Origin of the sequence: Pedobacter sp. W3I1, from assembly GCF_030816015.1 — a bacterium.
In the GTDB taxonomy this organism is placed as follows: domain Bacteria; phylum Bacteroidota; class Bacteroidia; order Sphingobacteriales; family Sphingobacteriaceae; genus Pedobacter.
In genome coordinates, this window is record NZ_JAUSXN010000001.1 from 4314111 (window position 1) to 4329571 (window position 15461).

Sequence of the window (15461 nt, forward strand, 5' to 3'; positions counted from 1 at the left end):
AAATGTAAATATTTTAAATTGCAATTTAAAACAAGAAATCATAAATATCTAGTAATTTTAATTATAAAACTTTAAAAATCAAATGATTACTATGTTCCGATAAAAACGACGGACACAAAATATGATTTTAAAAATCAGAAAAATAGAAGAAAGACCAAAATAGTGCTATCTGAAGCTATTTTAGAAGTAAAATAAAAAAAAGGGGTTCGAGTCCTTTTTTTTATTATATCAAACCTTTTTTTAGATATTGTACTGTCAATTCAAAAAGACAGCTAGAAAGAATGTTAATAAGAATGCCAAAAAATATTTCGACTGCACTCATAACCAAAGATAATGATTTCGGATATAAATTCACAGAAGTTATTAAGAAAAACAAAAGATCGATTCATTACTGTAAACCTCACCTCCAGTATACTGAATCTAGATGAAAATAGGGCCTTAGAACAATTAATTCAAATGGAAGCCACAGGCTATTTAGAAAAAATATTCGATGGAGTATGGCATCATTCTTTAAGAGGTAAAGTACTAGCTAATAAGCACATCAACAAATACTTTAGGATAGAAACTCAAAAGTTACAACTAAACAACTTGCTCAAAAGGATTCAGATTATAAATTCATCTTTAGAGTATCCATATGCCGTCGAGCGGATGATTATTACTTCAGAATTTCCTATAACAAAAAAAGCTGATGGCATTTTTATCGCCTACTCACTAAATTCAAAACGGTTTTCATCAGAGATGTATAATCTAGCAAGTGAGACACTTCGAAACCGTCATCATGGAAATTTCGGAACCATTGTAGAATTTTATTCATTTCCTCAAGCAGCTGTGAAGATTTTTCTTAAATCCAAAAGCCCTGTTTTGAAACTGAGACAGTATGACACCAAAGAAATTCAGAAAATTGATGGGCACATTTTATTTCAACTAATGCCAGTAGATACTTCAGGAAAAGTAAGAAAAGTAGAGAAAGATTAGAGAGTTACACTAAAAATACTTTAAACATATAAAAAGGATAATGTTGAGGGAAAAAGATCGCTAGTAGGAAGATATTTTTAGAACTTATTGTTTATGATGGCGAATTCGCAAGTCTAACCTGCTTGAAAAACAAGGAATTACAAAGAATATAAAAAAGAGAAAAGTGTCTTTAAACGACTCTTTTCCACAGTTACGGGTGGCCTCAGTTGCTTTTGTCGACGGATTTTATGTACGATTTAACGCGTCTGGCGAACCTAAAGGGGAAAATGATGGAGATAGATCCGCAACTTACCAACGAGAAACTAGCCGTGTAATTCGTTTTTTTCGCATGCGCATTACCCAATCAATTTTATACCTAGTAGAGAAGTTTTATAAGTTCTCTACTAGGTGTTTTTATTAATATTTATGCCACTAGTGTATTTAGCCAAGCATGAGAGTTTTCTTCTTGATTAGAATCAGTATTTTGTTTACTATAAGCTAAATGCTAGTAAAGTGGAACCTAAAACCGAGTTAAGCAATCATATTGTACTTTCTTTTATTTCGCTCAAACAGAGTTGCTACATAGAAACGACCGGAAGCGGTTATCTTTAATAAGGGCTCCAATTCGGACACTTGGCCTAAATAATGTTCGAGCATTAGCTATAAATTTTGCATATTCTAATCCATCATCGTTTTCATCATCTGTTGGGTCTACACATAACACTCCGTCTATATCCATCACACAGGATTCCAAAAAGTTATGGTGCATGAGATTCCATTCAGATACTCGTGGAAATGGACATATGTCAAAGTACAGATCAATTAAACCAATTGCTTCCTTAACTATGAAAACTGCGAGATAAGTTATATTTGTACTTTTTGCTTGTGATTGTAAGGACAATCGCGCCTCATTCATGGCCTTACCAGTTAACAGGCTGTCATCAACGACTAGAATATTTCGGTATTCTTCTAATGGCTTTATTAGGTGTTTAACCCTATTTCCGCTTTTAACGTCTAGTTTGCAGACAAAAGACTGTAAGTCAGTTACAGGAAGGTTCAAGTGAAGTGCTATAAGATTAGCAGCGAGTAAACCGCTCCTGGGAATCCCAACAATAAGGTCAATATTTTCCGGTATCTGATGGATATTCCTAACTATTTGTTCATTTAAGTTAACTAAAGAGCGATATTGCATATGAAAAATTATTATCCTATTGTTATTTACCTACGTGACCCAGTTCTTTAAAGCTGATCGGTAGATACTTTGTTTACATTCTTTAACTTTTATATCTTAAAAAAGGGGAAACTGAGCTATTGCTCGGATTCGTTTTCTCTAGAGAAAGAAATTAGTTAGATGTGAAGTTAATGTTTACATAACTTTAAAAAAAGGAGGTTGAAAAATTTATAAAACTTATTTGACCCAAGCTCCAAAAAAAGACAAATACGCGACTAAAAACATCTTGTCTAACTGGAAAAATGTTCCTAGATGAGTTTTATGTGATAGCATTGCGGATTTCTATTGCTAGGTACAATTAGGGAAATAATTTGACTTGTTCAATGAAAAAAAGTCTAGGCTTTCGCAGAAAGGAACATAACTAGCTCATACAAAATAAACTGCGGCATTTGATAAACCGCACGCAGTTGACCCCATCTATGGAACCACTCCTTTCACCACTTTAATCTCCTGCGATAGGATTGGCGACATGATACCAGTGGCTTTGCTCACGGTATCAGACTGCTTGTTGTGCAATCTTTTTATTCTGTGCCTAGCTTACTTGGATACCGAGGACTAAAACTATGAGCGAGAGAGAGTGGAAAGAATTTTCATTAGAGCGATGTATTTCAAAATGAGAGACTAGTGTTTAATCAGCCTTGTGCTTTCGGTTTTCGAATCGGAATACTGTCCGACCAACAGATAAGTCCCGGGAGGTAATTTATAATTATCTGATCCTTTACGTCAGGATCAACACATTATGTTCTCTTGAGGCTAATTAGAAATCCATCTGAATAAAGCGTTTCTTCCAATGGATATGCTTATTGGATAAGTGAAATCTAAATGAATAGGATCAACAAGATAAATGCTTTGTTCTTTTTAATGCTGCCTGCTCATTTTTACTAAATGTTTTCACTTCGCGGATTGATCAAATCCGTCGCTAAAGAATTCAGCAAGAGTGATATCCAATGCTGAAAGCACTTTCAGCAAAGATGAGAAATACAAATCTTCGCCATTTTCATAGCGCCAGAGCTGCGTACGGTTAAGATCATGTTTAAAGGCGAATTTTTCATAGTTCCGTTCCCCTTTCGCTTCCCTAAGGGAACGAATTCGTGCGCCAAGCAATTTCAAAACTTCCTTTATATTGTCGCTCTCCTCTTCGTTTTTGGCTCTACTCATAACGTAAAGTAAACCAAAATGATGCGCGAGAGGTACCTCTAATAAGAAACATCACATTAGATACATCTTAAAAGAAACAAATTTTATATCTTTATAATGCTACAGATATTATAAAATATATGGAAAAGGAGGAATTATTACAGACCCCTATTGACAGACTTGGCTTTAGTACTGAATTCTGTAAAGCTTGTAGTTCAATGAACTTCAGCACATTGAACGACATCACATCTCTTTTGCCTGAACGGCTGATCAATAAAGAAGGGTTTAGCTATAGCTGGCTGGGGGAACTTAGCGGATACTTAGATAAGAGAGGACTGTTGCATTTATTGCAACGGCCATAGGAAAAAAATTACGGTTGATGCGCTGAACCATACGCTGTAACAGATCCCGCACGCGTGCGGCAGTATGCTGGTCAATACTATAAAATTCTTTACTGAGGCTTCCGGGGGAAATAACAGCCTGTCTTTTACTTTGATAGTGACCAGCGAAACATTTGAAAATAAACTGAAGATTCTGAGTGGCAAAAACACTTTCTTCGTAGAGTAAACGAATTAGGCAGGACAGGTGAGCAACTGACATTTCCAATGGTATTTTAGAAACAACAACTTCACTCCCCTTGCTCAAAGACTTTTCTGCAAGCAGAATTTCTTCCGTTAACCAATTTTCTATCATGGTTTTTATGGAAGGCCACGAGGGGTCGTAAGCTATATTTTTCACTTCAGGAGATGATATAACATCTGCTTTCTGCTCAACCAAATAATTAAGTCTTTCCTGTGTATCTCTAAAATTGTCAAAAGTATTCCTAATTATATCCTGGTAGTAAACAAAAAAAGATAGGTTATTGAAATTTGAACGGAGCAGTAGGGAAACCATTAAATTCTCCGCTTCATCTGAATCGTAATCAATTGAAAATAATTGGTTAACAATATATTCGAAATAATACAATGAACGAAAGGCAAATTTTACTTTTCCAGTATCCTCGGACATTATATTGAACCATTTCAATAGGCAGGCTATTAGAGAAGCATTTAGGTGGCTTGACTGCAGCGTTTTTTGGATAGCACAAATATCTCCGATAAGTTGAGAAACTAATCGTTGATGATAAATTATAGGCGCAATCGCATCTTCATTGAAATAACTGGAATAGTATTTCCGCAGATGGTCTATAAGTGCTAAAAGTTCATTTTGGAGAGGTACATTTGTTTCGGAATCGTGGGAATTAGATAATGTATTGGAGATAGTTGATATTATATCAAGATGATAATGAAAATAACGCACCAGGGTATTCTCTGGCGTATTGGAAAATATTGCTCTCTCCCAGGCGTTATAGATTTGACCAAAGTGAGTTTCAAGATTAAGTAAGGCTGAATTATTGCTGTCGCAGCATTCTTGCCCAATTAATATTTCTTCTATGTCCTTCAGTTCATTCTTAAGCATACCCTAAAGATTTTCCTGGTGCATTTTCATAATTTCATTATTGGTTGAAAATATGAGTACTTGAAACAATTGTGGTGTTAACCGTAGTAGTGTCAGTGTCAGACCATTTATTCTGACGTTTAAAAGATCTGTTTTGGTTAAGAAGCTGTGTGCTTTTTTGCGGAAGTTTTTTTGATTTGATCATAATTTTAATTTTTTATGTTAATTTAAGATTGAATGTACTAATCAGGTAATTTATTACAGATTCGATTGACTTGGGAGTTAAAACTATAGGAATGATAATAAATTTTATAAAAGCAAAACTAAGCCCAATAGCTCGAAAGTTATTTGTTGTTCATGCTACTTGCTGGATACTTTTCATTACCTATGAGTTAACGTTCGTATACTATCACCTTGGAGCTTTAGAAAGACCCTATATTTATATGGTATTTTATTCAATAAATGTCGCTCTGTTTTATTTTCATATCAGATTGTTAAATTTCGCTTTTACTGGACCAAAATCCAGTTACATAAGGGGATTTTTATTATTTCTAGTGATTATTGTGCTCTATCTTTTAATTAAAGGTATCGCAGATATTTTTTTAGGCAACCCGCAGCCTATGCAATACGATTCTCATATTTTTATTAGAGCATTTTTTCCAAGAAATCTAGCACGGGCTTTTTATTTCATTTTATTGGCAACATTCTACTGGTCTGCCAGACACATCGCCCATTTTAGAAGGCAGGCCTTGGAAGCTGAAAAGCGGCAACTAATTATTGAAAAAGATAACGCAGAGTTAGAAGCACAGCTTACTAAGTCACGTAATGCCTACCTTCAACAACAAATCAATCCACACATGCTCTTCAATGCACTTAATTTTGTTTACAACAGCGCACAAAAATATTCCGATGACGCCGCTAACTGCATTTGGCTCCTATCGGAGATTATGCGTTTCAGCTTGGAAGAAGCAGGTCTAGATGGAAAAATCAAACTGGATAGAGAAGTTGAGCAGATTGAAAACCTCATTGCGATCAACCGCTACCGGTTTAAAGAACCTCTATATCTTAAGCTGGAAATGCATGGTGATTTCAGTCGCTGTAAAATAATTCCGCTTATTTTGCTTACGCTGACAGAAAACCTGTTCAAACATGGAAACCTGACAGAAGTTACTTCTCCGGCTGTACTAAAGTTAACAATAAACGAAAGCGGACAACTAACTTTTTACAGCAGAAACTTAAAGAAAACAAAGAACGAACATCCCCGTCAGCGAAAAGCATTAGGTCTACAAAACATCCGGCTCCGCATGGATTCATTTTATAAAGACAACTATAAACTGAAAATCAACGAACCTGGCGAATTTTACGAACTCACTTTAACCCTTAAATTATGAGCCTAACATGCTACATCATTGATGATGAATACCATTCTATTGAAGTACTCGATAAGTACGTCAATCAAACTCCAGGCCTGGAATTGGTTGGCAGCTCCAACAACCCGCTTTTAGCGTTGGAAGAACTATGCACTATTCAAACTCCCGATATTGTTCTTTTAGATGTCGATATGGCGCAACTTAACGGCCTTGATGTGGCAGACCTTATAGGTTCAGCATGCAATATTATTTTCACAACCTCCTACCGGGAATACGCACCGGAAGCATTTGAAAAAGATGCAGTAGATTACCTGCTAAAGCCCATCAATTACACCCGGTTTTTAAAGGCGGTTACCAAAGTGCGCTCAAATCTCACCAGTCAGACAAATCAAATCACAGCTAGCCCCTTCTTTTTCGTCAAAAGCAACATTAAAGGAAAATTCAACCGGATCACCATCACGGAGATCCTTTATATTGAAAACATAGGCAACTATATCACTATCCATATGAATGATGAAAAAGTAACTACTTACCTCACTTTAACGGAAGTCCTTTCCAAGCTGCCTGTCGAAAGTTTTTCCAGGATCCATCAGTCTTATATCGTCAACCATGCAGCTATTCATTCATTGGAATATGCACAGGTAAGACTAAGCGGAGAAGTGAGTATTCCGATCGGAGGAACTTACCGCACCGCCTTCCGGGAAAAAATACAGCCAACGCTACTCATCAGTAAAAGAGACAAGAGTGATCACTAGACCGAAGACTTTTCGCGGGCCAAACGTGAGTTGGTATATTTTTGCAGGCAATAGTAAACGAGCAACTCCTGTTGCCTTTGTCTAACGGAGAAAGTCCGGTTCAGTTGCATATGCACCAGGTCTGCCAAAAGCTCCATTCTTTTATCTTTTGAATAGCTTCTTGTAAGTTCGTCTAAAACAGCCATCTGCTTTAACAGTGGTGAAAGATGCTTTGATAATTCTTTACCTTCCAGCAAATCCGCTATCATTATTTTCTTCTCCCGGTACTTTTCATCCATTGCGACCTTCAGCGGTTTCTCTGCCCTGAACTCTGCCATAAACTGATCCGTCACCTTACCAAGGTAATCCAAAGCATCTACAAGAGATGAAAAAAAGCAGTTGATCATGCGAGAGACAGTAAGTATGGCCAGTTCAAATTCACTAAGTTGCAGGGAACTATTCCCCCTTAAAGTTAACACAAACGCAGCAAGATCACTTCCCGCGCAGAAAAGTTCCTCAACATGTGAAATGAGACCGGCACCATATCGTTCGATTTCTCTTCGGTAGGTATCTCCCTGGAAATCCCGGATGAGCTTATCATGTCCCGATGATTCAATTTTTTTACGCAAAGCTACGAGTATCTCGCCAAGATCATCTTCCTCCGCCTGTATGCGCAGACGCAGGTGATAGCCTTTATCGCTGTAGCGGATAAAAAACCAATTTTTTATCCGCTTCCTCTGTCCTTTAATGAACGGGGAAATCACCTGACTAAGGATTTCATCCGAAGCGCGTGGAATGCAGAAAATTTTAAGGTAAAGCCAGTTACTACCCATTAAAAAGTCGCGTTGCTTTTCAACATAAACAGTGGCGCTTTCCTTTTTTGAAGGTTTATAAATATTGTTCTCGTGGGCAAGAAAAGCAACCATTTGCCCCGCAAGTGGCTTTTTACCAGACAGGACGGAACGGTCGGGCAATAAATATTCCTGAATGGTTATCCGCTTTAAACCGTCAATACACTGCAGAAAAAACCTTGCCTCAATGATGTTGGCCAGATCAAAAACCAGCTGCTGGTCTGTTGCCCCAATCGTGATGTGCCGGGGCAGGCGGTGCTTTCTGCGAAAACCATCCAGGGTTTTGATAAGATCAACCTTATCTCCTGCAGTTAAAGGCGCGATGTCTGATTCCTCAAAATTCCATTTCGCCAGACAGAGGATCACCCTTCCGTAACAGACCCGGGGATAAAAACCCAGGCCCGGAAAAAAGTTTTCCAGGCTAAATGAAAGTCCTGCATGTACCCCCTGAAATTGCAGGTCACACAACAGCCGGAAAACCGGCGAATGGTTATTGCGAAAGTTATAGGCTGTCGCCAGACGGGGAACGACTCTTTTCTTCAATTTAGATGACTCCAAAATTAGCTCATCCCCTTTAAGGGACAGCATGAGGTCCCCTGGCAATACCAGTTTTTGTACCGGCTGCGAAGGAAATACGTTCAGGGGTATCTCGTGGGAATAAATGGGCTTACGGCGACTGATGTTGTCAACGTGGGTGTCAGACTGCTGGGCGATGTCGGCAAAGACAACTTCCGGGTTTGCTGCATTTTCCCTTTCGGCAAGCTCCTGGCAAAACCGATGTACCGGATCACTAAAGCAGGAGAACCTTCCAATCAGCGAAGCGCCGGTCACCCCACCTGAGTTTTCGATGATCAGGTGCTCACCGGTCGAGCGGTACATGAGCGCCTGCGTTTGCGGCAAAGGTAAAACAGGTCTTTTTTGGCTTTCCAGTTTAATCAAATCATCTTCGCTGATCTGCAGCGGGGCCCAGGGATCGCGAAGAGTGTCCCCTATCCATAGTTTGAAGATAAACTGCTGGGAAACGTGCCATCCAAGGGTCCTGTTCTCTTCTTCTCGCACAGGGAAAGGCATATTCTCCAGGATGTCCTGGTCAGGCATGGACGGTTCCATATCACCATAATGCAGTCCTCTATCGGGATCTAAGGCCAGCAACAAAGGAACCCTTTCCTGGTCAAAGCGGGAACGGAAATCGCGGATAAAACGCGACAGATCAACAAGCTGCTCAGGATTTGACAATAACTGCAGCACGTGGACAGCTTTCGATAGTTCCACCTGTTCAGCACCATCTGGTCCTCCAGTATTGTTTGGCCGTTCCAGCGCCGCATAAAACGGTTGGGCAAAAGGCTTTGTTTCCTTTGCAATTTCCCTAATTTCCCCTGCCAAAGCCGACAGGGATGCTTCAACTGATAAGGAAATCCTGGTATAATTTTCCCAGAAAGCGTTCCAGCCAGGTAAACTGAGAAAGTTCCCGATGACCTCATTACTGATTACTTTGCCCTGAGTACTATTGAAAACCGCCCCAGCGTCAAGCAGAAACTCAATGTATTCTTCCGCTTCTGTTTCTGAACACTCACTGTGCTGCATAACCCAGCTCAGGGCCACATCTCTTGAGACCTTTTCCGAAGATAAAAATGAAAACAGCTGTACATTAAATTTTACCGCATCTATGCCTTGCAGGGAAAAGCTAAACCGGCCTTTATCATCCAAAGACGATTTCGTAAAGCGCAAAACGTCATTAAACCGGTACAGCGTAGGGTTGACCACTAATTCTTCTGGCAGAACAGCCCACGCCGTATTTTTCAGTCCTCCTAAAAAGCCCTGGTCAGGTATTAAATGAAGGATTGATTCATCGCTTCCGACAAGCCTCACCTGACCGCCCTTTCCCCAGCGGAGTAAAGTGAAAGAGGAAAAGCTCCCAAAAGGCGTCGGCCTGAAACACATCCGGTTATAATACTTGTAAAGGGTATGTTTTTCCTTGTCCATTAATTTATCGAAATCAAATTCCTTTTTTTCCAATAAGGCATAAAACGCCGGGCTCGCCAAAAAAACTGCATTGCGAAAAGCCTGTTCCTGCAACACTTCCGGCAACCGAGAGAGATCATAACCGGTAAAGCTGTAATATGGTGCCCGTAAAAACAACTGCGGCAAAAACTGGTAGACCATTGACTGACTTTCTTTCATCTCTTCATCGCTTAAAAGGGTATAATACCCATCTCATACTGTTTTAACTTTTCTATTCCACGTTAATTTGTTTCATAATTCTTTTACCATGAAGGCAATTTTTAAAATATCCGTTCCACCACTGCTCGTACTGCTGTTTGTATATGCTGCTTTAAGTAAGCTCTTTACTTTTTCAGATTTTGACCAGCAGCTCCACAACCAGTCTTTTCCCAGCTGGCTGGCGGATTTCCTCTTATATTTCCTGATCCCTGCAGAAATTATTACTGCGCTGCTGCTGTGTTTTAAGCGAACCCTCCTATTTGGGTTGCTCAGTTCTGCTGCACTTCTATTAGCCTTCACATCCTACATTGCCATGGTTATGCTTCATTTCTGGGACAGGGTTCCCTGTTCATGTGGAGGTATCCTGAACCAAATGGGCTGGTCGGCGCACCTTGTATTCAATAGTATTTTTTTGATCTTCAACCTCATTGCTTTATACCTCTATACTTTCGAACGGAAGGAATTAAATACGTCACTACCATGACCAACGACCAAACAGGGAAAGCTGAAAACCTGCGAAAAGAGTAAGCATCATTTATTCACTAAAGTTTTTCTGAATGTTTTTTGATGTAATAAAGCATTCGTTTCTTATGAAAAGGATCAAATTAAACTTTGCTGTTATCGCATTCCTACTTGGAACAGGCGTAGCAGTAGCATCTACTGCGCAAAAAGCCAATGTTAAATGGGGTTTCAATGGCACCTCTTATGAGCCGGTAAGCGGCAATTATGATTGCGCACCCTCTACCAAGGTCTGTACCCGCACCTATCCGGAAGGCCAAAATCCCAATATCAATGCAGATGGGTACCTTACCCAGGAACTTGGTGATTTTGCACAGTAGCAGCTGATCAACCCTTTGAACCAGCAACCGGCACCCCACCGGTTGCTTTTTTGTTTACCGCTCATTCTGCGCAATCCCACTAACCACTATCTCCTCTGGAGGAATAGGAAGCACATAACGTTTATCTCCCGGGCTTAACGTATATACCTGCCCTGAAACCGTCCGGACGATAGTTTTCGCAAAGCGTGGATCTTTATTGAGCCGCCGGAGGTCTCCCCAACGAAGTCCCCGGAAAGTGAGTTCCTTACGTCTTTCCAGCAGAACAATTTTTAGGGCATCCTCTGCATTGGCAGCAGCGAAGGGCTGGTAGGTACCCCTAGCCCAGCGGGTGATCAGCAGGGTATTCAATTCTTTCATGGCCGCTGCAAAACTGCCCATCCTGGCCAGTGATTCTGCGCGGATCAGGTACAATTCATCCACAGCCAGGCCACCAAACAGCTGCAGGCGCGAGCTCGCATAACGTCCTTTGAAATAGAAAGGCGCGGTGCCTGCAAAGAATATGGTTTTTCTCAGGTCTTTGTCTGCATAAAGCTGGTATAGTTCATCTGCTACCGTTGCTCTGGTCGAAGAGGTAAATCCATATGGGATAAGCTTATCATAAAATATGACTTCAGGATTGTCTGCTGCCGGAGAAGATGGAAATGGATTGGTTGCGGTCAGACTGATGGCATTGTAATCCAGCAGCGAACGGTTTAGCGCAAGCGCGGCTACTGCGTATTTATCGGCGAGTTCATAATTTTCCATGTTCAGGTACACCCTTGCCAGAAGTGCATCTGCTGCAGCCCTGGAAGGACGGCTTTTAAACTGGGTCGTTTGCGGCAATAACTTTTCTGCCTCCAGCAAATCACCGATCAGCTGATCGTATACCTGCTGCACGGAAGACCTTCCCACCTTGGCATTCACATCAGCGGTAAGGCGCAGCGGCACCCCCAGATCTATGCTTGCCGTATTTTTATCATAAGGTCTGGAAAACAGTTGCACGAGGTTATAAAGAGCAAATGCCCGGTGGAAAAGTGCGCTTCCTTTTGTGATGTTCCACCCGGTCGTTGATCCTTCAACCCCTTTCAGTTCCTCTAGCCCATCCAATATGATATTGGCATAAAAAATCTGCTGATAAGGAAAGTTCCAGTCTACACATGGCTCATTTTGATAAAGATCCCCAGCCCATAAATAGCTGTTCTTCTGGACTACGGTTGTGAATCCAGCTACTGCCGCATCTGTGGCGTAAAAATCATCAGCTGAAATTTCCTGCAGGGCCGGACTAATGTTGAATATCGTCAGGTTATCCATCAAGGCATTAAAATCATCCAGGGTCGTTGGAATGAGCAGGCCCTTATCCGGTTTTTTGTCCAGAAATTCCTTTTGGCAGGAACTGAAAAAAAGGCCGGATAACAAAAGGCATATGAGCATACATAATAATGGTTTCATAAAATTCAGTTTTAATGATTATCATTTTAAAAATCAGCTTTGATACCAATCGCTACCGTTCGGGCCGGTAGGTAATCGGCAACGGGATAATCCGGGTCAAAACGGGTTTTGGTTGATTTCCAGATGATCCCAATGTTATTGGCATACAGGTAAACCTGCAGTTTACTAAGCGATAGCCGCTGTAACGGGTTTTTACCAATCTCGTAAGACAAACTAATGTCCTGCAGGCGGATATTATCGGCCTTCTCTACCGTGGCCGTTGAAAAATTATAGAAATCGTCCCGGGCCGCATTGATGCCTGCCGGCATCGATGGTACGGTTGTGGTGAGTTCATCTCCTGGCTTTTGCCAGCGCTCACTGTACCTCCCCTGATAATAGCCCTGTCCGGAAAGTATGCTGGAGTAAATAATTCCGGGCTGCCTGAAATAGTAACCCAACCGATAGCTGATGTTGGCAGAAAGTGAAAACTGCCTGTAGGTGAACGTATTACGCACAGCACCATAACTTACCGGCCTGGCAGGGCCGGCATAAACCAGGTTATCTGTGCTCGCCGAAGTTAACAGCTGGCTATAATCTTTGCTTATTTTCCCGCCTAGGTAACCCTGAGGATCACCGCTCTGCGGATCAAGGCCCCCAAAAGCATAACTGTATACCGCATAAAACGGTTTACCCGCTAAAGGATACACTTCGCTGTCGGACAACTGCGCATATCTGCCTGCCGGTTGCTGCAGCGCGTAATCCACCACTTTATCCTTGACATGGCTAAAAAAGAAACTGGTCTGCCAACCGAATTTACCGGCTACATTCTGGCTGTTCAAACTGATGTCAATGCCCGAGCCACGGGTATTCGCCGTATTGCCCCTGAAAGTGGTGATGCCCGTTGAGGGGGCAAAAGCAATGTCGCCGATCAGATCGATACCCCGTTTCAGGTACGGTTCTACCGTACCGCTGATCCGGTTATCCTTCGTGGCAAAATCGATCCCCATATTGATCAGGCGTACACGCTCCCACCTCAGCTCAGGGTTTGGCGGATTGATGACCTGCGCATATACGGTATTGATGGCATTGCCAGTGATGTATAGCGCTGTTGTAAAGGCAGAGAGGCTTTTATTCACATTGCCATTATAGCCGTAGGTCAGCCTCATTTTTAAATAGGGTAGCCATTCCAGATGATAAAAAGGTTCCTTATTGATATTCCAGGCGAGCCCCGCTGAATAAAGTGGCACCCCTTGTTGATTGGTTTTTACCCCGAAGAGATTACTCCGGTCGAGCCTGGCACTTGCCGAAAAAGTATAACGGTCCAGGAAAGTATATGCCGCGTTCGAATAATAGGAAATATTCCGGTCGGTCAGATCGGTCATGCTGTTATAAAAAGGGATAGCGGTCAAAGCACCGGGGATGGCATACTGGGGAAACTGGGTAACGTAATCTACCCCTAAAGCGGTTGCGTGGCTGTCATCATAACCATAAGAGCGGTTGCTATCCCCAACAGTATGAAAATCACGCAGTTCATAGCCGGCAATGGCCGTCAGGCTATGTTTATCCTTCCATTGGCGGTTAAAATTAAGTTGCCCCCTCAGGCTTTGACTGGTAGCCGTGAGCCGATCCAGATCCAAAACCGCGCCGCGAGGAATAGGGTAAGTGAGTTTCCCGTTAGCATCCAGCGATGAATAGCTGTTGATCAGGTTCCGGGTAAAATAGGTTTTTTCGCTCCGGAGATTCCGCCCGTTCGCTATCGTCTGGCCATACTGGTACAGTAGTGAAAGCGAAAGATAAGGCTTGATTTTATAGTTGGCACCGAAATTGAACCGGTAATCGATCAGTTTGCGGGTTTTATCCGCCAGATAGATTTCTTCCAGGGGCTTATAGCTCCAGTCGAGCAATCCCCGCTGCTGCGCGGCCTGAATAAACCCTTGCCGGTAATCGTGCGTTATCGCAACCGGATTCCCCGCAGCATCGGCAAGACTCGCATAGGGATACAGCGAAGGGCCGTTCCCTGTTTTAATCCCGATCAGGCTGGTACCGGGATTGTTGGTCGTGGTATTGCTCTGGCTATAATAAAACCCGGTCGTGATCTCCAGCTTTTTATTCAGTAAATTTAGGGACTGGCCGCCATTAAAGGTATAGCGGTTCAAACCGTTGCCGACCAGGTTGTCCTGGTTATGGTCATAACCACCAGACAGGTTAAAGCGCTGGATTTCGCTTCCACCACTAAAACTCAGTGCATACTGCTGGTTGACACTTTTACGGTAAAAGTATTTATCAAAATCGTTGCGCACATCATATCCGGCCAAATCATTGATCTGCGCATCCGCTTGTGCAGTGGTTATTTTTCCATCCCTCCTGGCAATCAGCAGTTCCACCACAGGCGTGATCGCCGGATTATTATACCCGGTTTCCACACTTGAGTAAAAACCCTTGTCAAAAAGCATTTTTTCAACACCGATGAAATCCAGAGCAGACATCCTGGGCTGATAAAAGATATCCGGCTGGTCACCGATTGTCGCATTGGCATTCAATCCTATTTTGACAGCCTGGTTATAACGTCCTTTTTTGGTGGTAATCACAATCACCCCGTTTCCCGCCCGCGAGCCCCAGATCGAAGCCGCAGCAGCATCCTTCAGTACCGAAATACTCTCTACATCATTGGGATTGATATTATTGATGTCCCCATCATATGGAAAATTATCCAAAACAACCAAAGGACTGGAATTCCCAAAAATCGTATTCTGCCCCCGAACACTGATCAGGCCTGCCCCTGCCGAACGGCCTTTGTTAAAAAGCAAGCCCGGGGTGACATCTTCCAGCCGTTCCAATACCCCTGTACTCACCCTGCGGCCCAGCAGTTTATTGTCCACCTGAACAAAAGAACCCGTAGCCCTTTCGGCCGGAAGGGTTTGATAGCCTGTGGAAACCACCACCTCTTTCAACTGTGCCGCCGCAGCAGACAGCACAACCACCACCGGCTGATCACCTGCCGATACCTTCAGGCGAACCGGCTCATAACCCAAAAACGAGATGAAAAGGGTAACCTTAGCCAGAGAGGTTTTTAAGGTGAAACTTCCTGTCTGACCAGTTAAAACCGCAACACCTGACTCTTCTATTTTAACGGTAGCCCCAACAAGGGGAATCCGTTCGTCTGCTGACACCACCTTGCCCCTGATTTCTCTCACAGACATTTGGGCGCTTACAGCTAAGCTGTAAAGCACCAACAGCGTGACCAGGCAGCATACAATTATTTTCTTCATCATTTAGATTTT

11 protein-coding genes are annotated in these 15461 nt (G+C 42.1%); 5 read left to right on the forward strand and 6 right to left on the reverse strand.

The window, feature by feature from the left end:
* Positions 1-333 precede the first annotated feature (333 nt).
* Positions 334-975 (forward strand): hypothetical protein, encoded by a 642-nt coding sequence (locus tag QF042_RS17640; RefSeq protein WP_307530779.1) that lies wholly within the window; start codon positions 334-336, stop codon positions 973-975.
* A 544-nt stretch (positions 976-1519) separates the two neighbouring features.
* Here QF042_RS17640 and QF042_RS17645 read toward each other — a convergent pair.
* The 3 genes from QF042_RS17645 to QF042_RS17655 form a co-directional block, all read right to left on the reverse strand.
* Entirely contained in the window at positions 1520-2146 is a 627-nt protein-coding gene (locus tag QF042_RS17645; RefSeq protein ID WP_307530782.1) for a phosphoribosyltransferase, read from the reverse strand.
* Positions 2147-3076: 930 nt separating this feature from the next.
* Positions 3077-3343 carry a helix-turn-helix domain-containing protein gene (locus tag QF042_RS17650; protein WP_307530784.1) on the reverse strand — a complete coding sequence of 89 codons (267 nt, stop codon included), beginning with the start codon at positions 3341-3343 and terminating at the stop codon, positions 3077-3079.
* A 288-nt stretch (positions 3344-3631) separates the two neighbouring features.
* Complete coding sequence (locus QF042_RS17655; protein WP_307530786.1) at positions 3632-4780, reverse strand: hypothetical protein; 1149 nt, start codon at positions 4778-4780, stop codon at positions 3632-3634.
* A gap of 275 nt (positions 4781-5055) precedes the next feature.
* Between QF042_RS17655 and QF042_RS17660 the strand changes: the two genes are divergently transcribed.
* Both QF042_RS17660 and QF042_RS17665 read left to right on the forward strand, forming a co-directional pair.
* A complete protein-coding gene (locus QF042_RS17660; RefSeq protein WP_307530788.1) occupies positions 5056-6150 on the forward strand; it encodes a sensor histidine kinase in 1095 nt (364 codons plus the stop codon).
* Entirely contained in the window at positions 6147-6884 is a 738-nt protein-coding gene (locus QF042_RS17665) for a LytTR family DNA-binding domain-containing protein (RefSeq protein ID WP_307530791.1), read from the forward strand. The genes QF042_RS17660 and QF042_RS17665 overlap by 4 nt, the downstream gene beginning before the upstream one ends.
* On the opposite strand, the gene QF042_RS17670 is transcribed toward QF042_RS17665, so the two are convergent.
* Positions 6881-9895, reverse strand: a complete 3015-nt coding sequence (locus QF042_RS17670) for a lantibiotic dehydratase (protein ID WP_307530793.1) — start codon at positions 9893-9895, stop codon at positions 6881-6883. The two genes, QF042_RS17665 and QF042_RS17670, sit on opposite strands and share 4 nt — an antisense overlap.
* A gap of 88 nt (positions 9896-9983) precedes the next feature.
* Between QF042_RS17670 and QF042_RS17675 the strand changes: the two genes are divergently transcribed.
* A complete protein-coding gene (locus tag QF042_RS17675; RefSeq protein ID WP_307530795.1) occupies positions 9984-10418 on the forward strand; it encodes a MauE/DoxX family redox-associated membrane protein in 435 nt (144 codons plus the stop codon).
* Positions 10419-10524: 106 nt separating this feature from the next.
* Complete coding sequence (locus tag QF042_RS17680; protein ID WP_307530797.1) at positions 10525-10773, forward strand: DUF6520 family protein; 249 nt, start codon at positions 10525-10527, stop codon at positions 10771-10773.
* Positions 10774-10827: 54 nt separating this feature from the next.
* Here QF042_RS17680 and QF042_RS17685 read toward each other — a convergent pair whose 3' ends face one another.
* Both QF042_RS17685 and QF042_RS17690 read right to left on the reverse strand, forming a co-directional pair.
* Positions 10828-12201: a RagB/SusD family nutrient uptake outer membrane protein gene (locus tag QF042_RS17685; protein WP_307530799.1), complete on the reverse strand. Its 1374-nt coding sequence runs from the start codon at positions 12199-12201 to the stop codon at positions 10828-10830.
* A 26-nt stretch (positions 12202-12227) separates the two neighbouring features.
* Positions 12228-15452: a SusC/RagA family TonB-linked outer membrane protein gene (locus QF042_RS17690; protein WP_307530801.1), complete on the reverse strand. Its 3225-nt coding sequence runs from the start codon at positions 15450-15452 to the stop codon at positions 12228-12230.
* Positions 15453-15461: the final 9 nt, after the last annotated feature.

Excerpts from the sequence above, each read along its gene's own strand:
- QF042_RS17640 (WP_307530779.1), top strand. The coding sequence starts at position 334 with ATGATTTCGGATATAAATTCACAGAAGTTATTAAGAAAAACAAAAGAT.
- QF042_RS17645 (WP_307530782.1), bottom strand. The coding sequence starts at position 2,146 with ATGCAATATCGCTCTTTAGTTAACTTAAATGAACAAATAGTTAGGAAT.
- QF042_RS17650 (WP_307530784.1), bottom strand. The coding sequence starts at position 3,343 with ATGAGTAGAGCCAAAAACGAAGAGGAGAGCGACAATATAAAGGAAGTT.
- QF042_RS17655 (WP_307530786.1), bottom strand. The coding sequence starts at position 4,780 with ATGCTTAAGAATGAACTGAAGGACATAGAAGAAATATTAATTGGGCAA.
- QF042_RS17660 (WP_307530788.1), top strand. The coding sequence starts at position 5,056 with ATGATAATAAATTTTATAAAAGCAAAACTAAGCCCAATAGCTCGAAAG.
- QF042_RS17665 (WP_307530791.1), top strand. The coding sequence starts at position 6,147 with ATGAGCCTAACATGCTACATCATTGATGATGAATACCATTCTATTGAA.
- QF042_RS17670 (WP_307530793.1), bottom strand. The coding sequence starts at position 9,895 with ATGAAAGAAAGTCAGTCAATGGTCTACCAGTTTTTGCCGCAGTTGTTT.
- QF042_RS17675 (WP_307530795.1), top strand. The coding sequence starts at position 9,984 with ATGAAGGCAATTTTTAAAATATCCGTTCCACCACTGCTCGTACTGCTG.
- QF042_RS17680 (WP_307530797.1), top strand. The coding sequence starts at position 10,525 with ATGAAAAGGATCAAATTAAACTTTGCTGTTATCGCATTCCTACTTGGA.
- QF042_RS17685 (WP_307530799.1), bottom strand. The coding sequence starts at position 12,201 with ATGAAACCATTATTATGTATGCTCATATGCCTTTTGTTATCCGGCCTT.
- QF042_RS17690 (WP_307530801.1), bottom strand. The coding sequence starts at position 15,452 with ATGATGAAGAAAATAATTGTATGCTGCCTGGTCACGCTGTTGGTGCTT.